The sequence below is a fragment of the Streptomyces hebeiensis genome, from assembly GCF_052983195.1.
Genome location: NZ_CM129812.1, coordinates 4,860,202 through 4,886,079, shown reverse-complemented (window position 1 = coordinate 4,886,079; position 25,878 = coordinate 4,860,202). Strand labels below are relative to the sequence as shown.

21 protein-coding genes are annotated in these 25,878 nt (G+C 73.1%); 6 read left to right on the top strand and 15 right to left on the bottom strand.

Annotated elements, in window-relative coordinates; translation table 11 throughout:
• Positions 1-62: 62 nt before the first annotated feature.
• Complete coding sequence (locus ACU6P3_RS21025) at positions 63-1,583, bottom strand: metallophosphoesterase (protein WP_447197994.1); 1,521 nt, start codon at positions 1,581-1,583, stop codon at positions 63-65.
• A gap of 69 nt (positions 1,584-1,652) precedes the next feature.
• Positions 1,653-1,898, bottom strand: coding sequence for an SCO4848 family membrane protein (locus tag ACU6P3_RS21020; RefSeq protein ID WP_030747162.1), 246 nt, complete (start codon positions 1,896-1,898; stop codon positions 1,653-1,655).
• A gap of 172 nt (positions 1,899-2,070) precedes the next feature.
• On the opposite strand from ACU6P3_RS21020, the gene ACU6P3_RS21015 reads away from it, so the two are divergent.
• Entirely contained in the window at positions 2,071-3,414 is a 1,344-nt protein-coding gene (locus tag ACU6P3_RS21015) for a D-alanyl-D-alanine carboxypeptidase family protein (RefSeq protein WP_447193630.1), read from the top strand.
• Positions 3,415-3,421: 7 nt separating this feature from the next.
• Here ACU6P3_RS21015 and ACU6P3_RS21010 read toward each other — a convergent pair whose 3' ends face one another.
• On the bottom strand, positions 3,422-4,399 hold the full coding sequence (locus ACU6P3_RS21010; RefSeq protein WP_447193629.1) for a YihY/virulence factor BrkB family protein: 978 nt from the start codon (positions 4,397-4,399) through the stop codon (positions 3,422-3,424).
• Positions 4,400-4,549: 150 nt separating this feature from the next.
• Between ACU6P3_RS21010 and dprE2 the strand changes: the two genes are divergently transcribed.
• Positions 4,550-5,344 carry a decaprenylphospho-beta-D-erythro-pentofuranosid-2-ulose 2-reductase gene (gene dprE2 / locus ACU6P3_RS21005; protein ID WP_447193628.1) on the top strand — a complete coding sequence of 265 codons (795 nt, stop codon included), beginning with the start codon at positions 4,550-4,552 and terminating at the stop codon, positions 5,342-5,344.
• Between the two features lie 59 nt (positions 5,345-5,403).
• On the opposite strand, the gene ACU6P3_RS21000 is transcribed toward dprE2, so the two are convergent.
• On the bottom strand, positions 5,404-5,994 hold the full coding sequence (locus ACU6P3_RS21000) for a 2'-5' RNA ligase family protein (protein ID WP_447193627.1): 591 nt from the start codon (positions 5,992-5,994) through the stop codon (positions 5,404-5,406).
• A gap of 219 nt (positions 5,995-6,213) precedes the next feature.
• Positions 6,214-7,227, bottom strand: a complete 1,014-nt coding sequence (gene trpS / locus ACU6P3_RS20995) for a tryptophan--tRNA ligase (protein ID WP_344283486.1) — start codon at positions 7,225-7,227, stop codon at positions 6,214-6,216.
• A gap of 299 nt (positions 7,228-7,526) precedes the next feature.
• Between trpS and rocD the strand changes: the two genes are divergently transcribed.
• Positions 7,527-8,825: an ornithine--oxo-acid transaminase gene (rocD, locus tag ACU6P3_RS20990; protein WP_447193626.1), complete on the top strand. Its 1,299-nt coding sequence runs from the start codon at positions 7,527-7,529 to the stop codon at positions 8,823-8,825.
• A gap of 367 nt (positions 8,826-9,192) precedes the next feature.
• On the opposite strand, the gene ACU6P3_RS20985 is transcribed toward rocD, so the two are convergent.
• The 4 genes from ACU6P3_RS20985 to ACU6P3_RS20970 all read right to left on the bottom strand — a co-directional run bounded on the left by ACU6P3_RS20985 (position 9,193) and on the right by ACU6P3_RS20970 (position 13,353).
• Positions 9,193-10,380 (bottom strand): glutathionylspermidine synthase family protein, encoded by a 1,188-nt coding sequence (locus tag ACU6P3_RS20985; protein ID WP_344283491.1) that lies wholly within the window; start codon positions 10,378-10,380, stop codon positions 9,193-9,195.
• A gap of 75 nt (positions 10,381-10,455) precedes the next feature.
• On the bottom strand, positions 10,456-10,689 hold the full coding sequence (locus tag ACU6P3_RS20980; protein ID WP_447197993.1) for a hypothetical protein: 234 nt from the start codon (positions 10,687-10,689) through the stop codon (positions 10,456-10,458).
• Positions 10,690-11,030: 341 nt separating this feature from the next.
• On the bottom strand, positions 11,031-11,426 hold the full coding sequence (locus ACU6P3_RS20975; protein WP_447193625.1) for a VOC family protein: 396 nt from the start codon (positions 11,424-11,426) through the stop codon (positions 11,031-11,033).
• A 385-nt stretch (positions 11,427-11,811) separates the two neighbouring features.
• Positions 11,812-13,353 (bottom strand): aminotransferase-like domain-containing protein, encoded by a 1,542-nt coding sequence (locus ACU6P3_RS20970; protein ID WP_447197992.1) that lies wholly within the window; start codon positions 13,351-13,353, stop codon positions 11,812-11,814.
• 191 nt (positions 13,354-13,544) lie between these two features.
• Here ACU6P3_RS20970 and ACU6P3_RS20965 point away from each other — a divergent pair, with 191 nt between their 5' ends.
• The 3 genes from ACU6P3_RS20965 to ACU6P3_RS20955 all read left to right on the top strand — a co-directional run bounded on the left by ACU6P3_RS20965 (position 13,545) and on the right by ACU6P3_RS20955 (position 16,071).
• Entirely contained in the window at positions 13,545-14,099 is a 555-nt protein-coding gene (locus tag ACU6P3_RS20965; protein ID WP_447193624.1) for a carboxymuconolactone decarboxylase family protein, read from the top strand.
• A 292-nt stretch (positions 14,100-14,391) separates the two neighbouring features.
• On the top strand, positions 14,392-15,411 hold the full coding sequence (locus ACU6P3_RS20960) for an ArsR/SmtB family transcription factor (protein ID WP_447193623.1): 1,020 nt from the start codon (positions 14,392-14,394) through the stop codon (positions 15,409-15,411).
• A gap of 180 nt (positions 15,412-15,591) precedes the next feature.
• Positions 15,592-16,071 carry a hypothetical protein gene (locus ACU6P3_RS20955; protein ID WP_030747197.1) on the top strand — a complete coding sequence of 160 codons (480 nt, stop codon included), beginning with the start codon at positions 15,592-15,594 and terminating at the stop codon, positions 16,069-16,071.
• Positions 16,072-16,261: 190 nt separating this feature from the next.
• On the opposite strand, the gene ACU6P3_RS20950 is transcribed toward ACU6P3_RS20955, so the two are convergent.
• The 6 genes from ACU6P3_RS20950 to ACU6P3_RS20925 form a co-directional block, all read right to left on the bottom strand.
• Positions 16,262-17,293, bottom strand: a complete 1,032-nt coding sequence (locus tag ACU6P3_RS20950) for an ABC transporter substrate-binding protein (protein ID WP_447193622.1) — start codon at positions 17,291-17,293, stop codon at positions 16,262-16,264.
• 1 nt (position 17,294) lies between these two features.
• Positions 17,295-19,400: an ABC transporter permease subunit gene (locus ACU6P3_RS20945; protein ID WP_447193621.1), complete on the bottom strand. Its 2,106-nt coding sequence runs from the start codon at positions 19,398-19,400 to the stop codon at positions 17,295-17,297.
• Positions 19,400-20,710 (bottom strand): quaternary amine ABC transporter ATP-binding protein, encoded by a 1,311-nt coding sequence (locus ACU6P3_RS20940; protein WP_447193620.1) that lies wholly within the window; start codon positions 20,708-20,710, stop codon positions 19,400-19,402. Before ACU6P3_RS20940 ends, ACU6P3_RS20945 begins: the two co-directional genes overlap by 1 nt.
• Positions 20,707-22,374 carry a GMC family oxidoreductase gene (locus ACU6P3_RS20935; RefSeq protein ID WP_447197991.1) on the bottom strand — a complete coding sequence of 556 codons (1,668 nt, stop codon included), beginning with the start codon at positions 22,372-22,374 and terminating at the stop codon, positions 20,707-20,709. Before ACU6P3_RS20935 ends, ACU6P3_RS20940 begins: the two co-directional genes overlap by 4 nt.
• 281 nt (positions 22,375-22,655) lie before the next feature.
• Positions 22,656-24,158 carry an aldehyde dehydrogenase family protein gene (locus ACU6P3_RS20930; protein ID WP_344283529.1) on the bottom strand — a complete coding sequence of 501 codons (1,503 nt, stop codon included), beginning with the start codon at positions 24,156-24,158 and terminating at the stop codon, positions 22,656-22,658.
• 397 nt (positions 24,159-24,555) lie between these two features.
• Positions 24,556-25,545 (bottom strand): malate dehydrogenase, encoded by a 990-nt coding sequence (locus ACU6P3_RS20925; RefSeq protein WP_352084242.1) that lies wholly within the window; start codon positions 25,543-25,545, stop codon positions 24,556-24,558.
• Between the last annotated feature and the right edge of the window lie 333 nt (positions 25,546-25,878).

Below are 25,878 nucleotides of genomic sequence, written 5' to 3'. Positions count from 1 at the left end.
TCCGACAGGTACCGCGCGCCCGTCGCCCGCCGGGCCGGGGGCGGGGCCCGGCCCCCCTCCTGTCATGCCTGACGCGACGCCAGCTGGACGATGGTGATGTCGGAGGGCGCGCCCACCCGTACGGGCGGGCCCCAGGCACCGGCGCCCCGGGACACGTACAGCTGGGTGTCGCCGTAACGTTCCAGCCCGGCGACGGTGGGATTGGCAAGGCCCGCGAGGAGGCTGCCGGGCCACAGCTGGCCGCCGTGGGTGTGGCCGGAGAGCTGGAGGTCCACGCCGTGCTCCACGGCGTCGTCGATCACGATGGGCTGGTGCGCGAGGAGGACGGAGGCACGGCCGCGGTCGCGGTCGCCGAGCGCCTTCGCGAAGTCCGGTCCCGCGCCCTCGCTCTCGCCGGCGACGTCGTTGACCCCGGCGAGGTCGAAGCCCGCGATCTCGACGCGCTCGTTCTCCAGGGGACGCATCCCCAGTTCGCGTACGTGGTCGACCCAGGCGTCCGCGCCGGAGAAGTACTCGTGGTTGCCGGTGACGAAGAAGGCGCCGTGCGGTGCCTCCAGCCCGGCGAGCGGCTCGGCGGCCGGCCCCAGGTCCTCGACGGTGCCGTCCACCATGTCCCCGACGACCGCGATCAGGTCGGGCCGGGCGGAGTTGATGGTGTCGACGATGCGCAGGGTGTGGGCGCGGCCGAGGGTCGGGCCGAGGTGGATGTCGCTGACGACGGCGATACGGAACCCGTGCGCGGCCCGGGGCAGCTTGGCGAGGGGCACGGTGACGCGCTTGAGGCGCGGGCCGCGCAGGACGCCGTAGGTGCCGTAGCCGACGGTCCCGAGCGCCGCCGCGGCCGCGGCTCCGCCGACGACCCGGGAGACGAAGAGCCGACGCGACGGCCGGGCGACCGCGGCGGAGGCACCGGCCGGCTCCGGTACGGGTGCGGAGCCCGTCGTTGCCGAGCCCGTCGTTGCCGGACTCGTCGTGATACCGCCCGTCTGCGCGGACCCCGATGCGGAGGCCGGTGCGGATGCGGCGGTGGGGGTCAGTGTGGCGGCGCCGGCCGGTGCGGAAGGCCCGGTGCCTCCGTCCGGCGCGGAGGGTGCGAGCGGCGCCGCCGCGCCCACCACGCCCGCCGTGTCCGTCACGCTCGCCATGCCGGCGGCTTGGGCGTCGGCCTTTCCGGCACCGGAGACCGGGGTGCCCGCCGCGGCCGGACCCGCCGCGCCCGCGCCGACCGGGACCGTGCCGGCCGGCGTGCCCGCCGGGACCGGGCCCGCGCCCGCGCGGGCGTCGCGGCGGTCCAGCGCGCGGCGCAGGAACGGGCGTACGGCCTCGCCCACCGCGAGCGCCAGCAGCAGGTACAGCAGCGTCGCCAGCCACAGGTGCCCCGGCCAGGCGAGCACCTGCTGCACCCAGAAGGGCGCACCGGACCGTCCGGAAGTCAGCGCCCCCACGGCCAGTAACGGCAGCACGACGAGCGCCGCCGTACCAAGCCTCCGGGCGGCCGAGCCCGGCGCCGTGGTGTCGTGCACCAGGCGTCTCCACAGGTACCAGTGCGCTCCGACGAGCAGCGCGATGACCACCAGCACCATCAAAATGACCACGACGACCACGTACAGGTCCCTCTTCCCGTCGCTACCACTGCACCGCGTCCGCCGCCGCTACCGCTGTTCCCGCCGCAGGGCGCGCACACCTCGGAACCCGATCACTCCGATGACCGTCCCGAGAAGGAAGGACACGATGGCGAGCAGCAGGTGGACCCAGAAGTACCCGGTGGGGTCACCGGCGTCGTCGAACGCGAGTCCGCTCCCGTCCTGCCACAGGTTCTTGACGAAAGTGATCCAGATGAACCAGCTCCAGACCCCGAAGACGAGCAGGAACCAGGACACGGGGCGGCTGAGCTTCATGGGTTCAGTATCGCCGTCTCTTTCAGGGGATCGGCAGCGGGGGCGGCATCGGCCGGGCACGGACCCCGTGGCCGGCCCCGGACCGGCCCCGGGGCCGGTGGCCGCCGCCTCGTCCGCGTCCTCCGTTCGGGCGATGTCGGCACCGGTCGCCGCCCCCTGTACCTTCTCGGTCGTGCCCGCTCTCAAGAAGACCGCTCTCACGGTCACCGCCGCCGCATTGCTTCCTCTTCTGACCGCGACGCCGTCCGTCGCGGACAGCGCGACGCCCACGCCGGGTCCGAAGCAGCCCCGGCCGCCCGCCTCGATGTCCACGGTCGGCGGCGCCAGGCTCGGCACGGCGGGCACCCAGGTGGACCTCGGGGCCGGGGCCCCGGTCCTGCCGAAGCAGCTGAGCGGCCGGGCCTGGATCGTCGCGGACGCCGAGTCGGGCGAGGTGCTGGCCGCGCACAACGCGCACTGGCGGCTGCCGCCCGCCTCCACCCTCAAGATGCTCTTCGCGGACACCCTGCTGCCCAGGTGGCCCAAGGAGAAGGAGTACAAGGTGGCCCCCGCCGACCTCCAGGGCATGGGCGACGGCAGCAGCCTGGTCGGGGTCAAGGAGAACCTCCCGTACTCCGTCCACGACCTCTGGATGGGCGTCTTCCTGCGCTCCGGCAACGACGCGGTGCACGCGCTGGCCGCGATGAACGGCGGCGTGCCCAAGACCGTCAAGGAGATGCAGGCCCACGCGAACGAACTCCAGGCTCTCGACACGCACGTGGTCTCACCGGACGGCTATGACGCGGAGGGCCAGGTCTCCAGCGCGTACGACCTGACCCTGATCGCCCGCTCCGGACTGCAGAAGAAGGACTTCCGGGAGTACTGCGCGACGCCTTCCGCGAAGTTCCCCGGTGAGTACGTCAAGCCGAAGAAGGACGAGAAGGACGAGAAGGACGAGAAGACCGGAACCGCGCAGGCCGACACGGACCAGCAGGGCACCGGGAGCGAGCGGGAGGGGGCCGTCCCGCGCAAGCGCGAGATGTTCGAGATCCAGAACACCAACCGGCTGCTGACCGGTGCCGACGGCGTCAGCCAGTACCGGGGCATCGCGGGGGTCAAGAACGGCAACACCACGCACGCGGGCGCGACCTTCACCGGGGTCGCGGAGCGCGACGGCAGGGTGCTGCTGGTGACGGTCATGAACCCGTCGTCCACCGAGGCCCACGCGGTCTACCAGGAGTCGGCTCGGCTGCTGGACTGGGGCTTCGCCGCCGCCGGGAAGGTCAAGCCGGTGGGCACGCTGGTGCCGCCGAAGTCGGCGGAGACGAACCCGTCGTCGAAGCCGACCGCGGCCGGCGCCGACTCGGCCGGATCCACCGGGGGCCAGGTCGCCGCCGCGCACAACGGCGGTTCGGGCGGCATGGGTATCGCCCTCGCCCTCGCGGGCGCCGCGCTGATCGTGCTCTCGGGCGCGGTGTTCCTGGTCAACCGCCGCCACCCGCTCCCGGACATGGTCCGCCGCCGTCCCCGCCCGTAGCGGCGCCTCACCCCCCGCCGGCGCGGGTGGCTCCGCCGGGTTCGACGGGCCCGGCCGGGCCCGTACCTTTCGGTCCGGGTCCGGGCGGTTCCTCCGTCGTCCCCGTCGCCGTCGCCTGCCCCTCTTCCTCTTCCCCCTTGCCGCGCGTCGCCGTCCACGCCGCGCAGAAGAGCAGCAGCTTCGCGGTGAAGTTGATCCACAGCAGCAGCGCCACGGGCACCCCGAAGGCGCCGTACATGCTCTTCGTCGCCACGCCCCTCATGTAGCCGCCGAGCAGCAGTTTCAGCAGCTCGAACCCGATGGCGCCGATCAGCGCGGCCACGACGAGCCGGCGGCGCGGCGGACGGACGCGGGGCAGCAGCGTCAGGACGTACAGCAGCAGCAGGAAATCGGCCAGTACGCCCACCGCGAGCGCCGCCACCGAGAGCAGCGCGCCGCCCGCCCCGTGCTCGGGAACGCCCAGCAGGCGGGCGGTCCGGCCGACGGCCGTGGAGGCGAGGGCCGACGCGCCGAACGAGATGAGCCCCGCCGCCCCGAGCCCCACCAGGACCGCGCCGTCCTTGGCCTTGAGCAGGACCGGGTTGCCCTCGTCCTTCTCCTCCGTCTCCCAGACGGCCCGCAGGCACTCCCGCATCGAGCCGATCCAGCCGATGCCGGTGAGGAGCAGCAGCGCGCCCGCCACCACCCCGACCGTGCCCGCGTTGGCGACGAGGCCGTGGATGTCGAGCTGGCCGGAGATCCCCGGCACCTGCTTGGCGATGGCGTTCTGGATCCGGTCCAGCTGATCGGGGCTGAGCAGCGCGGCCCCGATCGCCGCCGCCACGGTGATCAGCGGGAAGAGCGCGATGAAGCTGATGAACGTGATGGCGGCGGCCAGCCGGGTCCAGTGGACCCGGTCCAGCCTCTCGTACGAGCGCCAGGCGTGTGTCCGCGTCAGCCGGACGACGAACGGGCCGATCACGGGGAGTTTCTTCAGCCAGTCCATGAACAATGGCCTACCCGGGGAACACGGTTCCAGCCGGTCGCCGACCACCCATTCATACGAGCACCGCATCGAAGGCCGCAAAGAATGATCTATGGGGCGATACGGTCACGGCATCACCCGTACCGACGGCCCCCGCAAGGAGCGACCCCCATGCGACTGCGACCCGCGACGAAGGACACCTCCGGCCCTCCGCGCTCCCTCCTCGTCCTCGGCGGCACGTCCGAGATCGGGCTGGCGACCGCGCGCCGGCTGATCGTCCGCCGTACGCGTACGGTCCGGCTGGCGGGCCGCCCCTCCCCCGCCCTGGAGAGCGCCGCCGACGGACTGCGCGCCCTGGGCGCCGACGTCCGTACGGTCGCGTTCGACGCCCTGGACCCGGCCGCGCACGCGGCGGCGCTCGGCAAGGTCTTCGCGGACGGGCCCGTCGACATGGTGCTGCTGGCCTTCGGGATCCCCGGCGACCAGGCGCACGACGAGGCCGATCCGCTCGCCGCCGTGCGCGTCGCGCAGACGAACTACACCGGCGCGGTCTCGGCCGCGCTGGTGTCCGCTGCGGCACTCCAGGCGCAGGGACACGGCTCGCTGGTGGTGCTCTCGTCGGTGGCCGGCGAACGGGCCCGCCGCGAGGACTTCATCTACGGGTCGAGCAAGGCGGGGCTCGACACGTTCACCCAGGGGCTCGGGGACGCCATGGAGGGTACGGGGGTGCACGTCATGGTCGTCAGGCCCGGTGCCGTGCGGTCGCGCTCGCCGCGCGCCACGGCGGACAGCCGCCCGTACGGGCCGGTGCCGGTGCCGGAGACCACCCCCGAAGCGGTGGCCGCGGCGATCGAACTGGGCCTGCGGCGGCGCTCGGAGACGGTGTGGGTGCCCGGTGCGCTGCGGCTGGTGATGTCGGCGCTGCGCCATCTGCCGCGCCCGCTCTACCGTCGGCTGCTCGTCTGACCCCCGGGAGGGGCGGCGCGCCGCCGACCGGCCGTCGCCGCCGGAGCCGGGCCCGTCCGTCAGGGGCGCAACGAGGTGGGCCGGTCGGCGGGGAGGCTCTGGGAGGGGACCCCCGTGGTCTCCCCGCCGCCCCCGAACGCGTACTCGTGCAACTTGCGCCAGACGCCGTCCGCACCCTGCTCGTACAGGGCGAAGGACGTGCAGCTCCACTCCGCCGCGTAGTCGGCCAGCTCCTCGTACGCACGGTCCATCGCCTCCTCGGCGATGCCGTGCGCCACTGTGACGTGCGGGTGGTACGGGAACAGGAGCTCGCGCTGAAGCGGGCCGGACGAGTCCCTGACCCGCTCCTGCAGCCAGGCGCAGGCGGAGCCGCCCTCGACGACCTGGATGAAGACGACCGGGGAGAGCGGCCGGAACGTACCGGTGCCGGAGAGCCGCATCGGGAAGGGCCGTCCGGCCGACGCCACCTCGGCGAGGTGGGCCTCGACGGCGGGCAGCGCGGAGGCGTCGACCTCGGTGGGCGGCAGCAGCGTGACATGGGTGGGGATGCCGTGCGCGGCGTCATCCCCGAAGCCCGTACGCCACTCCTGGATCAGGCTGCCGTACGGCTCCGGGACCGCGATCGAAACGCCGAGCGTTACGGTCCCCACATCGGGCTCCTCGGGTGATGTGTCGGATGGGTGGACGGGCCGGGTGGCCGTAGGGAAGTCGTCGGGGGCTGTCGGGGCGACGGGTCGGCCGCGGGTGGTCGGTCGGTCCGTGGTGTCGGCCGGTCCGCGGTCGGCCGGTCCGCGGTTCCGGCGTGTACGGGGCGGCGGTGACGCGGCCGGTGCCGCACCGCTCGACGCGGGACCGCCCGCCCCGCGCCGTCAGTGCTTGGCCGGCAGGAAGCCGACCTTCTCATACGCCTGGGCGAGGGTCTCCGCCGCGACCGTACGGGCCTTGTCCGCGCCCTCGGCCAGGATCGAGTCCAGCGTCTCAGGATCGTCCAGGTACTCCTGCGTACGGGCCCGGAACGGGGTGACGAACTCGACCACGACGTCCGCGAGGTCCGTCTTCAGCGCGCCGTAGCCCTTGCCCTCGTACCGCGCCTCCAACTCCGGGACGCTTGTGCCGGTGAGGGTCGCGTAGATGGTGAGGAGATTGCTCACACCGGGCTTGGCCTCCCGGTCGAAGCGGATCTCCGTGCCGGTGTCGGTGACCGCGCTCTTGATCTTCTTCGCCGTGGCCTTCGGCTCGTCCAGCAGATTGACCAGACCCTTGGGCGTGGAGGCCGACTTGCTCATCTTCGTCGCCGGCTCCTGGAGGTCGTAGATCTTGGCGACCTCCCGGACGATGTGCGGGGCGGGGACCCGGAAGGTCTCCCCGAACCGGCCGTTGAAGCGCTCGGCGAGGTCGCGCGTCAGCTCAACGTGCTGGCGCTGGTCCTCACCGACCGGGACCGCGTCCGCCTGGTAGAGCAGGATGTCCGCGACCTGGAGGATCGGGTAGGTGAACAGGCCGACCGTGGTGCGGTCCGCGCCCTGCTTGGCGGACTTGTCCTTGAACTGCGTCATCCGGGACGCTTCGCCGAAGCCCGTCAGGCAGTTCATCACCCAGGCGAGCTGGGCGTGCTCGGGGACGTGGCTCTGGACGAAGAGCGTGCAGCGCTGCGGGTCGAGCCCGGCGGCGAGCAGCTGCGCGACGGCGAGGCGGGTGTTGGCGCGCAGCTCGGCGGGATCCTGCGGGACGGTGATCGCGTGCAGATCCACGACCATGTAGAACGCGTCGTGCGTGTCCTGCAACGCGACGTACTGGCGCACCGCCCCCAGGTAGTTGCCGAGGTGGAACGAGCCGGCGGTGGGCTGGATACCGGAGAGCGCGCGAGGTCGGTCAGAGGCCATGACCCCATTCTCTCAGGTGCGGCCGACAGCTCAGGAACGGATCTCCGACACTCGCGTGACCGGTCTCCGGTAAGTAGTAAGGAAGGGGGGCGAATGGCCGATCGGAGGTACCGGGGTCGGGCTACGCCGGGGGCGGGGCGCCGTGCGGGCGCGGCGCGCGAGGATAGGAAATGACGGCAGATATGAGCATTGCCCCCGCCGTGCCGTGGGGCTCGACGCCGGCCGATCACGGTTCGATACGAACGTGTCGCGGCTGATCAGGGCTCATCACGGCTCGTTCCGAACGATCGGAGTTCCCGATGTCGCCGACCATCCCCGCTTCTCCTGCCTCTCCCGCTTCTCCTGCCTCTCCCACCTCGTCCGCGGCGCCACCGAAGCCCACGGCGCCCTCGGCGTCCCTGACGGCGCGCGCGATCGCCTCGGCGGAGGCCCACAGCGCCCACAACTACCACCCGCTGCCCGTCGTCGTCGCCTCGGCGGAGGGCGCGTGGATGACGGATGTGGAGGGGCGGCGCTTCCTCGACATGCTCGCCGGATACTCGGCGCTCAATTTCGGCCATGGCAACAGGCGGCTGATCGAGGCCGCCAAGGCACAGCTGGAGCGGGTGACGCTCACCTCCCGGGCGTTCCACCACGACCGGTTCGCCGAGTTCTGCGCGCGGCTGGCCGAGTTGTGCGGCATGGAAATGGTGCTGCCGATGAACACGGGCGCCGAGGCGGTCGAGACGGCGGTCAAGACGGCCAGGAAGTGGGGGTACCGGATCAAGGGCGTGCCGGACGGCATGGCGAAGATCGTGGTCGCGGGCAACAACTTCCACGGCCGTACGACCACGATCGTCAGCTTCTCCACGGACCCGGAGGCGCGCCACGACTTCGGCCCGTACACCCCCGGCTTCGAGATCGTCCCGTACGGGGACCTCACGGCGCTGGACGCGGCGATGACCGAGAACACCGTGGCCGTCCTGCTGGAGCCGGTCCAGGGCGAGGCCGGGGTGGTGGTCCCGCCGGCCGGCTACCTCGCCGGGGTGCGGGAGCTGACCCGGCAGCGGAACGTGCTCTTCGTCGTGGACGAGATCCAGTCGGGCCTCGGCCGCACGGGGCGGACGTTCGCCTGCGAGCACGAGGGCGTGGTGCCGGACGTGTACGTCCTCGGCAAGGCGCTGGGTGGCGGGATCGTGCCGGTGTCCGCGGTGGTCTCCTCGGCGGAGGTGCTCGGGGTCTTCCGGCCCGGCGAGCACGGTTCGACGTTCGGCGGGAACCCGCTGGCCTGCGCGGTGGCGCTGGAGGTGATCGCCATGCTGCGCACGGGCGAGTTCCAGCAGCGCGCGGCGGAGCTCGGCGACCACCTCCACCAGGAGCTGGGGCTGCTGCTGGGCGGCGGAGGCGTGACAGCGGTACGGGGCCGGGGGCTGTGGGCCGGGGTGGACATCGCGCCGACCCACGGGAGCGGCCGGGACGTCTCGGAGCGGCTGATGGAGCGGGGGGTGCTGGTGAAGGACACGCACGGCGCCACGATCCGGATCGCGCCGCCGCTGGTGATCGGCAAGGAGGACTTGGACTGGGGGCTCGAGCAACTGCGGACGGTGCTCGCTGGGTGAGTGCGGTTCGCCGTCGGCGGGGTGCGGACGGGAGCGATCGGAAGGCGGGGCCCTCGGGGGCCCGCGGGAGCCCTGGCGGTGGTCGGGGCGGCCGGGGGTCGGCTCCCCGGCCGCTCCCGGCCGTTTTCAGCTGCTCCCGGCCGTTTTCGGCCCCCGTCGTCCCCCGTCGTCCCCCGTCGGCCCCCGTCGTCCCCCGTCGTCCCCCGTCGGCCCCCGTCGGCCCCCGTCGTCCCCCGTCGTCCCCCGTCGGCCGCCGTCGTCCCCCGTCGGCCCCCGTCGTCCCCCGTCGGCCGCCGTCGTCCCCCGTCGGCCGCCGTCGTCCCCCGTCGGCCGGCCCCGCCCGGGCCGGGCCACCGTCTCGGAGGATTCAGCCGGGAATCACGTGCGGGACGAAGCGGGCGTACTCGTCCGTGATCAGCCCGGCCGACTCCCGGATGCCGAGCCCCGCCGCCTCGCCGTCGACCACCCACGCGCCGAGCACCACGCGGTTCCCGTCGACGTCGGGCAACGGGGCCAGTTGCTGGTAGCAGCAGACCTCGTCGTCCCGTACGACCGGGGGCGCCCCCGGCTCGTGGACGGTGACGCCGGCGCCCTCGCGGCCGAGCAGCGGTTTGGCGACGTAACCGGTGTGCTCGGCCAGTTCGCGGGGGCCGTCGAGGTAGGCGGGGAGCAGGTTGGGATGGCCGGGGTTCAGCTCCCAGAGGATCGCCAGTAGCGCCTTGTTGGACAGGAGCATCTTCCAGGCGGGCTCGATCCAGCAGGTGGTGCCCGTGCCGCCGCCGTTGTCCAGCGTGTCCAGGACGTACGGGCCGAAGCGGTCGGTCGCCAGCCACTCCCACGGGTAGAGCTTGAAGCAGCTGCGGATGAAGCGCAGCCGGTCGTCGACGAAGCGGCCGGCGAGCCGGTCCCAGCCGACCTGCTCGACGGAGAGCGCCGCCGTCTCCAGACCGGCCTGTTCGGCGGTCTCGCGCAGGTACGCGACGGTCATCAGGTCCTCGCCCAGCTCGTCCCCGTCGGAGTGCGCGAAGTGCACGGGTCCCGGCGGGAGCAGCGGAGCCTGCCGTTCCCAGGCGGCGACGAGGCGTTCGTGGAGGGAGTTCCACTGGTCGGCGCCGGGGAACCGGTCCTCCATCCAGAACCACTGCGCGCTCGCCGCCTCGACCAGCGAGGTCGGGGTGTCCGCGTTGTACTCCAGCATCGTGGCCGGGCCCACGCCGTCGTACCGCAGGTCGAACCGGCCGTATATCGAGGGCAGTTCGCGGCGGCGACGCCAGGACTCGGCTATCAGGTCCACCAGGCGCGGATCGGTGATGCCCAGGTCGGCGAACCGGTCGTGCGCCACGATGTGCGCGGCGGCGTCCAGGCACAGGGCGTGCAGCTCCGCCACGACGTCCTCGAGCGCTTCGACCTCGGGCAGGGTGAAGGAGTAGTAGGCGCTCTCGTCCCAGTACGGCCGCAGCGAGCCGTCCGGGTAACGGGTCAGCGGATAGATGACGCCCTGCTCCTCGACGGTCTGCTGCCAGCCGGGGCGGGGTTCGATGGTGTGACGTTTCATCAGCGCGTTGTCAGGTTGTCGTTCGGCGGTATCGGCGGCGTCCTGCTGTTTCCCGTGCGTGCGTGCGGCGGTCCGTCAGCCGCCGCCCGAGCCGGAGCAGCCGAAACCGCCGCGATCGACGGCCGACTTGTCGAAACTGCCGCCCTCGACCTTGCCGTTGCTGCTCTTGCCGCCGTAGTAGTACGAGCCGCCACCGCTGCCGCCGCTCCGGCACGCGGAGCTCGGCAGGGTCTCCCGGGTGGTCCGGTCGGCGCAGCGCTTGTCGGGTTCGGAGCCGCAGGACGTGATCGTCACCGCCAGCACCCCCATGCTGCCGAGCACGACCGTGCTCGACCTCAGCTTCCGCTTCCGCGGCTGTTCGTCCGCCTGCTTGCGAGATTGCTCGCTCGCCCGCCCGCTCGGCTGATCACTGATCCGCTCGCTCGTCCGCTCGCTCGTCCGCTCGCTGCTCAGTTCGCTGGTGCGTTCGCTCATCTGGCGCGCTGTCATGCTTCGCCACCCCCGTGACATTTTCGAACAGTTTCTCGTTCGTGCCCGCCCACAGTAGACGCCCGCACCGTCACACGAAAACGCCCAGGGGCGGACGAGCCGCCCCTGGGCGCGGGGCTGTTACCTGCCGGTGGTCCTTCCGCGTGCTACGCGCGGTCCGCTCAGCTCTTGTCCTCGCCGCTGCCGTACGGGCGGGTGAGCGCTTCCAGCGCGTGCCCCACCGGATCGAGGAAATAGACGCCGCGTCCGCCGTCGTTGTGGTTGATCTCGCCCGGGCGCTGCTGGTACGGATCGGCCCAGAACGTCAGCTCGGCGTCCTGGATCCGCTGGAAGACGCCGTCGAACTCGTCCTCGGTGACGAGGAACGCGTAGTGCTGGGGAACGATCGAGCCCTCGGGGACGGTCGCGAAGTCGAGCGTGACCCCGTTGCCGAGCTCGACGGGGACGAACGGGCCCCATTCCTCTCCGGCCTCGAGACCGAAGACATGGGCCAGGAAATCGGCGGACTCCCGGTTGTTCCTGGAGTGGACGATGGTGTGGTTCAACTGGACTGACACGGTGAAATGCCTCCACTGGGCACTCTCACGGGCTACCTCCATGCCTCACCCGGACGGTGACCGGCACGCGATGCCCTGTTGATGATCGTACGGGGCATGGCGCCGCGCTTCACGACGGAAGCGGAAACGCGGGGCCGATCGGGGCGATCGGGGCGGATGGGGGCGGATGGGGTGGACGGGGCCGTCGGCCGCGCCCGGGCATCCGGTGGATCCGGCGACCGTTAAGGGCTGTCCCGTGATCCCCGGCGGGCGCACGACGACAGCTACGGCACCTCGCCGCGTTGTCGGAACGCCCGAATACATCCAGTATGCGGGCGCCCCTCCGCCTTGCGATGCACCGCATCTGACGCCGCGCGCTGATCCCCCGGGGATTGCGGGACAGCCCTTACGGCAGCACCCGGCACAGCGCGTCCAGCGCGCCCGACCACGCGCTGTCCGGCGGGGTCGCGTAGCCGACGACCAGCGCGTCCGGGCCGGGCGGCGCGGCAGGGTGCCGGAAGGCGGCCAGCCCCTCCACCGCCAGGCCCTGCCAGGCCGCCGCCTCCACGACGGCGCGCTCGGTACCGGACGGAAGTTCGACGACGGCGTGCAGCCCGGCCGCGATCCCCGTCACCCCGTTCTCCGGCGCCCGCTCGGCCAGCGCCTCGACCAGTTGGTCGCGGCGGCGCCGGTAGCGCTGCCGCATCGCGCGGACATGGCGGTCGTACGCACCGGACACCACGAACTCCGCGAGCGTGAGCTGGTCCAGGGCGCTGGAGGCCCAGTGCGTCGCCGCCTTGGCCGCCGTGACCTCCGCCACCAGCCCCTCCGGCAGCACCATCCAGGCCAGCCGCAGGCCCGGCGCCAGCGCCTTGCTGGCCGTGCCCAGGTAGACCACCCGGTCGGGGTCGAGTCCTTGCAGGGCCCCCACCGGCTGCCGGTCGTAGCGGAACTCCCCGTCGTAGTCGTCCTCCAGGATCAGGCCGCCCGTCCGCCGGGCCCAGTCGACGGCCGCCGCCCGGCGGTCGGGGTGGAGGGCCGCGCCGGTGGGGAACTGGTGGGCGGGCGTCATCAGGACCGCGCCGACGCCGCGCGCCCCGGCCCCCCGTACCCCGGGTCCCGCCCCGCCGGTCGCCTCGCCCGCCCCGCCGGTCGCCCACGCCGCGTCACCCGTGCCCGCGACCGGGCCTTCGGCGGCCGTGGCCGCACGCGTCAGCCCCGCCAGTTCCCCGGTCCGGGCGCCCCTGTCGTCCACCGTCAGCACCCGGGTCCGCAGGCCCGCGTCGCGCAGCAGGTCCCGGTGGAAGCCGAGACCGTACGACTCGACGGCGACCTCCCGCAGCCGCCGCGCCCTGAGCACGCCGCCCAGCAGCGTCAGGGCGTGGACGAAGCCGCCGCAGACGACGATGCGCTCGGGCACCGCGTACACCCCGCGGGCACGGGCCAGGTAGTCCGCGAGGGCGGTACGCAGTTCGATCCGGCCGGACGCGTCGCCGAAGCCGAGGGCCTCGTGCGGCGCGGCGGTCAGCGCGCGACGGGCCGCCGCGAGCCACTGGGTCCGGGGAAAGCCGGACAGGTCGGGCGAGCCGGGCAGCAGGCTGTAAGCGGGCCGGCGGCGGGTGGGCCGGGTGCGGGGCGCGGCGGGCGCGGGCCGGCGCGGCGCGGACCGCCGCGCCACCCGGGTGCCGGAACCCTGCCGGGCGGTGAGCCAGCCCTCGGCGACGAGTTCGGCGTACGCGTCGGCCACGGTGTTACGGGCGATGCCCAGGTCGGCGGCCAGCGAGCGGGAGGAGGGCAGCCGGGTGCCGGGCGCGAGGCGGCCCGTACGGACGGCGTCGCGCAGGGCGTCCATGATTCCCGCGCGGAGCCCGACGTGCCCGGCGGGGGAACCGGAACGCGTGCCGGGGGCGCCGCCCGGGGCGAGGGCGGAGCGCAGTTCGAGGTGCAGGTCGGCGCCGAAGGTGCTCCGGGGTTCGGCGGGACGTTCGGTGGCGCCTTTGCCGGCCCGTCCGGTGGCGCCTTTTCCGGCACGTTCGGCGGAGCGGACACCGCCGTGGGCGCCCGTCGGGGGATTGGCCCGGGAATCCGTCACAGAAGTGGACCATACCGCTGTGCCACCGCCGGTCTAGCGTCCTCGGTATGACGACGACAACGAACACGACCGGAACCGGCACGGCGGAAGCCAAGGCGGCTCACGCGGCCGGGACGGCCAACGGATACGCCCCCGAGCACACCCAGCGCATGGACCTGGCCAAGCTCGCCCCCGAGGTCTACAAGGCGATGGTCCGACTGGACGCGGCGGCCCGGCAGGGTGTCGATCCCACGGTGCTCGAACTGGTCAAGATCCGTTCCTCGCAGCTCAACCACTGCGCGTTCTGCCTGGACATGCACACCAAGGACGCGCTGGCGGCGGGCGAGTCGGTGGAGCGGATCGTCCAGCTGAGCGCGTGGGAGGAGTCGCGACACTTCTACACGCCGAAGGAGATCGCCGCGATCGAGCTGGCCGAGGCGATCACCGTCCTGACGGACGGCTTCGTCCCGGACGAGGTGTACGCGAGGGCCGCGGAGCACTTCGAGGAGACCGAGCTGGCGCACCTGATCGCGGCGATCACGGTGATCAACGGATGGAACCGGTTCGCCGTGTCGACCCGGAAGGTCCCGGGCCACTACACCCCGGGCCAGTACAAGAACTGACCGCTGCCGGGCCCGCCCACGGCGCGGGTCCGTCGGCCCGGGGCCGGACTCCGGCGGGCCGGGCCCCGGCGCGGGTTCGGGCCCCGGCGCGGGCGCGTTCGTGCCCCGGGGCCGGTCCCCGCGCCCACCCCCTGCGCCCGGAGGCGACGGACCGGGAAACCCGACGCGGGCCCGTACCCCCGACGCGGGCCGTACGCCACAAGACCGGCCACACCCCGTCGAAACACCGAACTCCCTCCCCGCCACGCGTGCAGGATGGTGCCACGCATCCTCACGGGGAGGGCACACGCAGATGGGTTTACGTATCCGATTCTCCCCGGCCGATCTCGGCCGGGTCACCGTGGCCGAGCGGCCGGATCCCCTCTGGGAGGTGCTGCTGGCCGCTCACGCGCTGCAGACGCACGACGGTCCGCTGGTGTTCGACGTCTGGCGCCGGGCCGCCAGAGCCCGGCTGGACGCGCCGATGCGCCGGCTGCTCGCCGTGACCCCGGCCCGGGGGTACTCGCCGGACTTCCTCACCCCCGCCGAGTCGGCCGAGGGCGTCGAGGCGGGCCTGGAGGCCGTACGCCGGGTACCGCGCACGCGGTTACGGCGGGAGCTGGACGCTCTGCCGCCCGAGCGCCGCGAACTGCCCTGGCTCCGGACGCTGGCCGAAGGGCGGGCCCGCCCCCTGTGCGACCTCGCGGACGCCATCGCCGCGTTCCGGCTGGCCCTCCTCGCGCCGTACTGGCCCGCCGTCGAACGGCATCTGGCGGCCGACCGGTCGCAGCGGGCCACCGTCGTCCTCCGCGGCGGGGTGGACCAGCTCCTGGCCACCCTGCACCCGTCGGTCCAGTGGCGGTCTCCCGTCCTGTGCCTGAACCACGGCTCCTTCGACCGTGACCTCCACCTGGACGGACGGGGGCTGCTGCTCCTCCCCTCCTTCTTCTGCTGGGGACACCCCACCGTCCTCCGGGATCCGGACCTGCCGCCGGTGCTCGTCTATCCCGTCACCCACGACCCCCGCTGGGCCGTGCCCCCGGCGGAGGGCGCCCGGCGCGAGGTGGCCGCGCTGATCGGCCGCACGCGCGCGGCGGTCCTGGAAGCCACCGCGGACGGACGGTGTACGACCGAGCTGGCCCGGCGGGTGCGCACGTCTCCCGCGTCGGCGAGCGAACATCTGAAGGTCCTGCGCGAGACGGGGCTGATCACCACCCGCAGGGACGGCACGGCCGCCCTCCACGCCCTCAGCCCGCTGGGCCGGGCCCTGCTCGAAGGCGCGCCCTCCGAGCCGCCGCGACCCTCCGCGCACCCCCCGCTCCGGCCCGCCTGACCGGCTGGCCCGCCTGACCGGCTCTGCCTGACCGGCTGGCCCGCCTGACCGGCTCTGCCTGACCTGTCTGTTTCGCCTGACACCGAAAGCGTTGTCCCGTCACGTCCGGCAGGCCGATGCTGGCGTCACAGACGGCGCAGGCGAGGAAAGCCGACGCCGGCAGACGACCTTGGGGGAACCATGAACCTCGCACCACGCAAAGTCCTGGCGGCGGCCGCCGCCGCGGTGGCCCTGGTGGCCGGGCAGGCCGCGGTGACCACGGCAGCGGCCGCTCCCGCGCAGAAGTCCCCGCTCCAGCAGCGGATCGACAGCTACGTGGCCGAGCACCCGGAATCCCGGCAGATCGGCACCGACAAGGTGAAGATCCCGGGCGGCACGCTGACCGTCCCGGCGCCGGGCAGCACGCCGCCCAGCACCAACGCCATCAGCTGCGGCAGCGGCTGGCTGTGCATCCAGGACGGCCGCGGCTACCGCTACGACTACTACACCTGCGGCTACTACAGCTTCTCGGGCATCGGCGACGGGGTCTTCAACAACAACCAGACCAGCGGCACCCGGGCCCGGTTCTACAACTCCGACGGAAGCGAGCGCTGGTCGCACGTCGCCAAGGGCTCCGGCACGGCGTCGTGGACCCCCGTCTTCGGCGTCCGGCCCTGCTGACCTGCCGGACGGGGGACGGCGGGTGACGCCCGCGCCGACGAGTGACCGGGGCCTCGGCCACGAGGACGCTCCGGCGAAGTAGGGCCCCTGGCCGGCGGTACGGCACGCGTCACGCCGTACCGCCGGCCCGCGGCAGCCCGACGAAAGGACGGTCACGCCGCCAGGAGCCGGTTCCGGCCCCGGCCCGCCGTCACTTCCGCTTCGGCAGCCACTTCTGCCACACCGGCCTGTTCTCCTTCACCCACGCCGCCGCCGCGTCGTCCGGTGACATCTTCCGCTCCGCGATCATCAGCGCGACCTCGTTCTGCTCCTCCGTCGTCCACCGGAAGTTCTTCATCAGCGCGGCCGCCGCCCCGCCCTTCTCCGCGAAGTCCGCGTTGAGGAACTTCTCCAGCGGCGTGTGCGGATACGCGCACGCGACCTTCCGCGCGTCGGCGTCGCAGCCCTCCTTGTACGGTGGGAGCCGGACCTCCGTCATCGGGACCTTCTCGAACAGCCACTGGGGCTTGTACCAGTAGGTCAGGAAGGGCTTCTTCTCCTTCGCGAACTGCTCGATCTGCGTGATCTGCGCCGCCTCGGAGCCCGCGAAGACGACCTGGTAGTCCAGGTTCAGATTGCTGACCAGTGCCTTGTCGTTCGTGACGTACGACGGCGAACCGTCCAGCAGCTGGCCCTTGCCGCCGCTCTCCGGGGTGCGGAGCCGGTCGGCGTACTTGTTGAGGTTGCGCCAGTCGGTGACGTCCGGGTGCTGCTTCGCGAAGTACGTCGGGACGAACCATCCGATGTGGCCGGTGACGCCGAGGCCGCCGCCGGAGGCGATCGTCTTCTTGTCGTCGACGTACCGCTTCTCCTGCTCCGGATGGCCCCAGTCCTCCAGGATCGCGTCCACCCGGCCCTGGCTGAGGGCGTCCCACGCGGGGACCTCGTCGATCTGGACGGTGTCCACGTGGTAGCCCAGCTCGTGTTCGAGCAGGTACTTCACGACGGCGACGTTCGCCTGCGCGCCCACCCAGGACTGGACGGCGAGCGTGACGGACTTCGCCCCCTGGGCGTTGGCGTACGGCGACGCCTGCTTGGTCATGTCGGCCGCGCCGCAGCCCGTGACCGCGACCAGGGCGCACGCGGAGGCGAGCGCGGCGGCGCCACGGGTACGGGCGCGGGTACGGGTACGGGCGCGGGTAAGGGCTCGCGTGCGGGTACGGGTGTGAGGTGTACGAGCCATGTCAGGCCCCCTTCCGGTCGGCGCCCGCGCGTTCCGTGGGCTGGCTGACCCGGTCGAGCAGCAGGCCGAGGCAGACGATCGCAGCGCCCGCGACCAGCCCCGTCGCCAGATCGCCCTGGGCCAGGCCGAAGACGACGGAGTAGCCGAGCGCGCCGCCGCCGACCAGGCCGCCGATGATGACGACGGCGAGGACCAGCACGACGCCCTGGTTGACGGCGAGGCGCAGGGCCGGGCCCGCGAGCGGGAGCTGGACCTGGCGCAGCTGCTGGCCGCCGGTCGCCCCCAGCGAGCGCGCCGACTCCAGCGCGGACGCGTCGACCTCGCGCAGCCCCTGGGTGGTGATGCGGACGACCGCGGGCAGCGCGTAGACCACCGCCGCCGCGACCGCCGGCGCCCGGCCGACCCCGAACAGGGCGACCACCGGGATCAGGTAGACGAACTGCGGGAGCGTCTGGAAGACGTCGAGCACGGGCCGCAGCAGCGCCTCCACCCGGCGGCTGCGCGCCGCCGCGACGCCCGTGGCGAAGCCGATGACCAGGGTGACCACAACGGCGGCCAGCACCTGGGACAGCGTGTCCAGCGACGGGTTCCACACCCCGAGCACCCCGATCAGGGCCAGGGCGAGGACGGCGGTGAGCGCGGTCCGCCAGGTGCCGATCGCCAGCGCGAGCGCGGCCACGACCAGCAGCAGTGCCCACCAGGGCAGCCCCTGGAGGCCGCCGCGCAGCGGGTCCAGGACCCAGGTGGTGAAGCGGCCGGCCCAGTCCGCGGTGCCGCCGACGACGGGCACGCCCGAGTAGAGGTGGGCGGTCATCCAGTCGACGGCGACGTTGACGGGCTCGGCGATGGCGACGGTCCAGGAGCCGGGCCAGTTCAGCCGGCCGGCGAGGCGTCCGGCGAGCGCGACGGCGACGGCCGCGACGGCGACGAGCACCCAGCCGGTCCGCCCCGGCCCCAACCAGGCCCCGCGGAGCCGGCCACCGGCGCCGCCGCCCGTACCGGACAGGGACGCGCCGGACGGGGACGCGCCGGACGCGGTCGGGCCCGATCCTGAGCCGGCCGCGGCCGTCACCCGGTCCAGCACCACGGCCAGCAGCACGATCGGCAGCCCGGCGGCCAGCGCCGCGCCCACGTCGACCGAGGCCAGCGCCTGATAGACGCGGTCACCGAGGCCGCCCGCGCCGATGACGGAGGCGATCACGGCCATGGAGAGCGCCATCATGATCGTCTGGTTGAGGCCGAGGAGCAGCTGCTCGCGGGCGAGCGGCAGCCGCGCGCTCAGCAGCCGCTGCCGCGCCGTCGTGCCGAGCGAGGTCACGGCCTCCATGACCCCGCGGTCCGCCTCACGCAGGCCGAGCGCGGTGAGCCGGGCCATCGGCGGGGCCGCGTAGACGACGGTGGCGAGGACGGCCGCCGGGACGCCGATGCCGAAGATCAGCACCACCGGCAGCAGGTACGCGAACGCGGGCAGCACCTGCATGGTGTCGAGCACGGGCCGCAGCACGCGGTACAGCCGGTCGGAGAGCCCGGCGGCGAGGCCGAGGAGCGCGCCGAGCAGGACGGAGACGACGACCGCGACGACCATCAGGGCCAGCGTCTGCATCGTCGGCACCCACATGCCGAGCAGCCCGCAGACGGCGATCGAGGCCACCGCGGTGAGGGCGAGCCGTACGCCCGCCACCCGCCAGGCGATCAGCCCGGCCGCGGCGGTGACACCGGCCCAGCCCGCACCGAGCAGGACCAGGTACACGGCACGCACGGAGAGCACCACGGCGTTGCTGATGTGCCCGAAGAAGTAGAGGAAGAGGGGGTGGCTGTCGCGGTTGTCGATGATCCAGTCGCTGGCGCTGCCGAGGGGACCGGACAGATCGACGGTCAGGGCGTCCGGCCAGGCGGTGCCGGGCCGGAGCGTGAGCGCCGCCGGGAGGAGCACGGCGGCGAAGACGGCGAAGGGCAGGAGCTTGGTGAGCGCGTGGGCGCGCAGGGCGGAGGCGAGCCGGCCGCGGGGAGCGGGCCCGGCGCCGGTGGGGGCCGGGGGCGCGGTGGTGCTCGCGGTCGGGGTCGGGGTGGTGCTCGCGGTCGGGGTCGGGGTCGGGGCGTGGGCCATCAACGCACCGCCCGGTCGGACCTCGCCCGCGCCCCGTCGGGTCCGTCGGGTCCGTCGGGCTTGCGGGGCGCATCCGGTCCGACGGGCGCATCCGGTCCGACGGGCGCATCCGGTCCGCCGGAGGCACCGGAAGCACCCGACTCGTCCGGTTCGTCGGACGCGTCGCGCTCGCTCATCGTTCCCGCCACCACGTCCAGCAGGCACTCCCGGTCCACGACCCCGAGCAGCCTGCCCTCGTCGACCACCCGGGCCACCGGCTCACCGGTGCGGGCCACGGCCTCGATCGCCGCGGCCACCGTCGCGCCCGGGGCGAGCGAGGGGCCCCGGTCGCTCTCGCCCGGTTCCACCCGGCGCATGGCGGAGCGGACGCTGATGACCTGTTCGCGCGGCACGTCGCGGACGAAGTCCCGTACGTACGCGTCCGCGGGCCGGCCCACGATCTCCTCCGGCGTGCCCAGCTGCACGATGCGGCCGTCCCGCATCAGCGCGATCCGGTCGCCCAGGCGCAGCGCCTCGTTGAGGTCGTGCGTGATGAAGACCATCGTGCGGTGCTCCTCGCGGTGCAGCCGCACGACCTCCTCCTGCATGTCACGCCGGATCAGCGGGTCGAGCGCGCTGAACGGCTCGTCGAACAGCAGCACCTCCGGGTCGACCGCCAGCGCCCGCGCCAGACCGACGCGCTGCTGCTGGCCGCCCGACAGCTGCCCGGGCCGGCGCGACTCCAGCCCGTCCAGGCCGACCTTGGCGACCATCTCGGCAGCCCGCTCACGGCGCTCGGCGCGGCCCATCCCCTGGACCTCCAGGCCGTAGGCGACGTTGTCGAGGACCGTGCGGTGCGGCAACAGGCCGAAGTGCTGGAAGACCATGGCCGCCCGGTGCCGGCGCAGCTCGCGCAGCCGGGTCCGGTCCATCGAGAGGACGTCCTCGCCGTCGATGAGGATCTCCCCGGCCGTCGGCTCGATGAGCCGGGTCAGGCAGCGTACGAGGGTGGACTTCCCGGAGCCGGACAGGCCCATGACCACGAAGACCTCGCCCTTGCGGACGTCGAAGGACACATCGCGCACGGCGGCGGTGCAGCCGGTGCGGGCGCGCAGGCCGGCCGGGGAGAGCCCGGCCAGTCCGGGATCGCCCGGGACGCGCTCCGCCTTGGGCCCGAAGACCTTCCACACGTTGCGCACGCCGAACACCGGCGGGCGGGTCGACACCTCCGCCTCGGTGCCCGGCGGGGCGAGGGCCCGCGTGCTCCGCTCGTCCTCGGTCCGCCCCGTCCGTCCCGTACCGTCCTTGCCCGCTTCGTTCAGAACGCTCATCGGATCCGCGCCTCCTGGTCCGTGCCCGTGTCGGTGCCTGTGCCGCTGTCCGTGCCCGTGTCGCCGTCCGTGCCCGTATCGGTCCGGGTGTCGTCGCCCGTGGCGTTCCTGAGGAGGTCCGCGCACTTCTCGCCGACCATCAGCACGCCGATCATCGGGTTCACCGCCGGCATGGTCGGGAAGACGGACGCGTCCGCGACGCGAATGCCTTCCAGACCGCGGATCCTCAAGTCGGGCGACACGACGGCCTGTTCGTCGGCCGCCGCGCCCATGCGGCAGGTCCCCGCCGGGTGGTAGACGGTGTGCGCGACCTTGCGGGCGTACTCGCTCAGCTCCTCGTCCGAGGTGACCTCGGGCCCGGGGCAGACCTCGCGGGCGAGCCAGTTCGCCAGCGGCTCGGCGGCGGCGACCTGCCGCGCGATCCGGATGCCGTCCACGAGCGTCCGGCCGTCGTAGTCGTCCTCGTCGGTGAAGTAACGGAAGTCCAGGGCCGGCTTGACCTCGGGGTCCGCGCTCGTCAGGTGGAGGCGGCCACGGCTGCGCGGCTTGGGGATGTTCGGCGTCATCGACACACCGTGCGCGGGGCGTTCGTACCCCAGCCGCTCCGGGTTGTCGGTGAAGGGGATCTGGTAGAAGTGGAACATCAGGTCCGGCCCCTCGGCCGCCGGGTCGCGCCGGACGAACAGGCCCGCGTCCGAGTCCATCGCCGAGTTCTCCGGGATCGGCCCGTTCGTCTCCCAGACGATGACCGACTCGGGGTGGTCCAGCAGGTTCTCGCCGACGCCCGGCAGGTCGTGCACGACCGGGATGCCGAGCCGTTCCAGGTCCGCGCGGGGCCCGATGCCCGAGTGCAGCAGCAGGCGCGGGGAGTCCACCGCGCCCGCGCAGACGAGGACCTCGCGGCGGGCCCGGACCAGCCGCTCGGTGCCGTCCGCGGCGCGGACGCGCACGCCCGTGGCGCGCGTACCGTCGAACTCCAGCCGGTACGCCCAGGTCTCCAGCGCGATGTGCAGATTCGGCCGGTCCAGGAAGGGGTGGAGGTAGGCGACCGAGGCGGAGGAACGCTTGTTGTTCTCCGGGTGGTACGCCAGGTCGAAGAAGCCGACGCCCTCGTGGAAGGGCTTCTTGTTGAACCCTTCGACGCGCGGGACGCCGAGCGCGCCGCGCGCCGCGTCGACGAAGTCCCGGGCGATGGCGTTGCGGTCGGCCTCGTCCACCGGTACGACGTTGTTGCGCAGCCGGGCGAAGTACGGGTCCATGGCGGCGGCGTCCCAGCCCTCGGCCCCGGCGGCCGCCCACTCGTCCCAGTCGGACGGCAGCGGCTTGAACGCGATGAGCGTGTTGTGGGAGGAGCAGCCGCCCAGCACCCGGGCGCGGCTGTGCCGGATGTGCGAGTTGCCGCGTGGCTGCTCGGTGGTGGGGTAGTCGTAGTCCAGCTCACCGCCCAGCAGGCCCATCCAGCGCCGCAGGGTCAGCACCTCGGGACGGTCGACGTCGGAGGGGCCGCCTTCGATGACGGCGACGGTGACGTCCGGATCCTCGGTGAGGCGGGAGGCGATCACCGAGCCGGCCGTGCCGCCGCCGACGACGACATAGTCGTAGCCGTCCTGGCTGTCCGGACCTGCCTGGCCGTCCTGGCTCTCCTGCTCGGCCACGGGTCGCATGGGTGGCATGGGTGGCATGAGTGGTGTGGCTCCTCTTCCGGAGGGTGGTGCGGGGCGGGGTGAGCGGTTGTGCCGTTCGGGTCGCCGGCGGCGCGGGCGCACTGGTGAGCGCTACGGGTCACCACGACAGAGCACCGCTACGGGGCACCGCCGGGCGCGGGCGGAGCGCTCCCGCCCCGGGCGCCCGGCGGCACCGCTCCGGGGTGTGCACCGGCATGCGCGCCGACGGGCGGTGCCGGGCCGGGGTGGGACCCGGCACCGCCCGTCGGCGCACGGGATGATCAGCCCGCGAACCAGCGCACCGGGCGCGGTTCGAGGTTCTGGTAGATGTGCTTGGACTCGCGGTACTCGGCCAGCCCGGCGGGGCCCAGCTCCCGGCCGATGCCGGACTTGCCGAAGCCGCCCCACTCCGCCTGCGGGAGGTAGGGGTGGAAGTCGTTGATCCATACGGTGCCGTGCCGCAGCCGCCCGGCCACGCGCCGCGCGCGCCCCGGGTCGGCGCTCCACACGCCGCCCGCGAGCCCGTACTCGGTGTCGTTGGCGAGGGCGACGGCCTCGTCCTCCGTACGGAACGTCTCGACGGTCAGGACCGGCCCGAAGACCTCCTCCCGCACGACCCGCATCTCCCGGTGGCACTGGTCGAGGACCGTCGGCTCGTAGAAGTAGCCGGCCGCGGGCCGGACGTCGGAGGCCTCGGGGCGCCTGCCGCCGCAGCGCAGCACCGCGCCCTCGGCGAGCGCCGAGGCCACGTACTCCTCGGTCCGCGCCAGCTGCCGCTCCGAGACGAGCGGGCCGCACTCGACGCCGTCCTCGGTGCCCCGGCCGAGCCGGACGCGCGCCGCGCGGCGGGCCAGTTCGGCGACGAAGCGCTCGCGCACGGACTCCTCGACGATCAGCCGGGAGCCGGCGGAGCAGACCTGGCCGCTGTGGATGAAGGCGGCGTTGAGGGCCTGGTCGACGGCGGTGTCGAAGCCCTCGTCGGTGGCGCAGGCGTCGGCGAAGACGACGTTCGGGTTCTTGCCGCCGAGTTCGAGGGCGACCTTCTTCACGCCCGGCGCGGCGGCCTCCATCACCTTCGTACCGCTGACGAGCCCACCGGTGAACGAGACGAGGTCGACGTCCGGGTGGGCGGACATCCGGGCGCCCACGGTGGCGCCCTCGCCGGTCACGAGGTTGGCCACGCCGGGCGGCAGGCCGGCCTCGGCGAGCAGGTCGATCAGGTCGACCGTGGAGAGCGGGGTGATCTCGCTCGGCTTGATCACAAAAGTATTGCCCGCGGCCAGGGCCGGGGCGATCTTCCAACTCGCTTGGAGAAGCGGGTAGTTCCATGGGGTGATCAGGGCGCAGACCCCGACGGGCTCATGGACGACCACGCTGTGGACGGTGTCGGAGCCCGCGTCCACCACCCGGCCGCCGCTCTCGTTCATCACCAGGTCCGCGAAGTAGCGGAAGGCGTCGGCGACACAGTCGACGTCGACGCGCCCCTCCTCCAGCGTCTTGCCGGAGTCCCGGGATTCCAGCAGCGCTATCTTCTCGCGATTGCGGACCAGCAGTTCGGCGGTCCGGCGCAGCAGCCCGGCCCGCTCCGCCACGGGGGTACGCGGCCAGGGCCCGTGATCGAAGGCCGTACGCGCGGCGGCGATCGCGGCGTCGGCGTCCTCGGCCCCGCCCTCGGACACGACGGCCAGGACCGTGGCGTCCGCGGGGTCGAGAATGTCTCGTGTGGCACCAGAGGCGGCTTTTCGCCACTTTCCGTCCACGTGGATCGTCTGTTGTGCCGACACGTCGCGTCTTTGCCTTCCATTCCGGAACGTTGCTCACCAGCACTGACTGGCGATTGCGGCGCCTGCCCCGGAGGGGAGGAAGCATGCGCTTCCGGTGGCCGAAAGTGCTGGGGGTCACGCGCAACTGGTACAGAACGGGCACGGCGGCCCGCGGTCACGCGGCGCCGAGCGTGTGACGGAGTGCGTGTGACGGAGTGCGTGGCGGGTACGCGCGGGGCGCTTCCCGAGCGCCGACGGACGCGTACCGGGCACTCCCCGACGCACGAAAAGGCCCCGGGCATACGAAAAAGCCCCGGCCGGCCGCTTCACGCGGCGAGCCGGGGCCCTGGCCCTCGTGCGGGGTCGCTCCCGGTCGGCCCGGAGCGACCGGGAGCGATCCGCACCGACCGAAATCGACTCAGATCAGGCCGAGTTCACGGACCGCGTCGCGCTCGTCGGCCAGTTCCTTGACGGAGGCGTCGATGCGGGTGCGCGAGAAGTCGTTGATCTCCAGACCCTGGACGATCTCGTACGCGCCGTCCTTGGTGGTGACCGGGAAGGACGAGATCAGGCCCTCGGCCACCCCGTAGGAGCCGTCGGAGACGACGCCCATGGACGTCCAGTCGCCCTCGGCCGTGCCGTTGACCCACGTGTACACGTGGTCGATGGCGGCATTGGCGGCGGAGGCGGCCGAGGAGGCGCCCCGGGCCTCGATGATCGCCGCGCCGCGCTTGGCGACGGTCGGGATGAAGGTGTCGGCCAGCCAGGTCTCGTCGTTGACGGTCTCGGCGGCGTTCTTGCCGGCGATCTCCGCGTGGAAGATGTCCGGGTACTGGGTGGCGGAGTGGTTGCCCCAGATGGTCAGGCGCTTGATGTCGGAGACCGCCGCGCCGGTCTTCGCGGCGAGCTGCGAGATGGCGCGGTTGTGGTCGAGGCGGGTCATGGCGGTGAACCGCTCGGCCGGTACGTCCGGGGCGGCGGAGCGCGCGATCAGCGCGTTGGTGTTGGCCGGGTTGCCGACGACGAGGACCTTGATGTCGTCCGCGGCGTGGTCGTTGATGGCCTTGCCCTGCGGCTTGAAGATGCCGCCGTTGGCGGCGAGCAGGTCACCGCGCTCCATGCCCTTCGTACGGGGCCGGGCGCCGACGAGGAGGGCGACGTTCGCGCCGTCGAAAGCGACATTGGGGTCGTCCGTGATCTCGATGCCGCGGAGCAGCGGGAAGGCACAGTCGTCCAGCTCCATCGCCGTGCCCTCGGCGGCCTTGAGACCCTGCGGGATCTCGAGGAGACGCAGCTTGACCGGCACGTCCGAGCCGAGCAGATGGCCGGAGGCGATGCGGAACAGCAGTGCGTAGCCGATCTGGCCGGCGGCGCCGGTGACGGTGACATTCACGGGAGTGCGGGTCATGGCGATCTCCGTAAGACAGCTGGCGGTGGGGGTTTCCTGCCCCTGGTGCGGGACATCTCCCCCGCGCACTGAATCTTGACGTGAAGAGACATCCAGCGGTCAGGCTATCCGAACCGTCCCCGCCCGAACCGCTGCCCCCTTGTGGCGCGGCTCACGAGGAACGGGGCTCACAGGGTGGCCGTGACTCTCGGAGGGCCGGGCTCGCGGGGCGGGCGTGGCCGGTGGCGGGCTGCTGCCGCAGTGCCGTACGCGGCCGCCCGACCCACGGGCCACCCGCCGTACGGGGCCCCCGCGGCCCGTGCCGTACGGGGCCCGGCGCACCGGGGTTCGTGA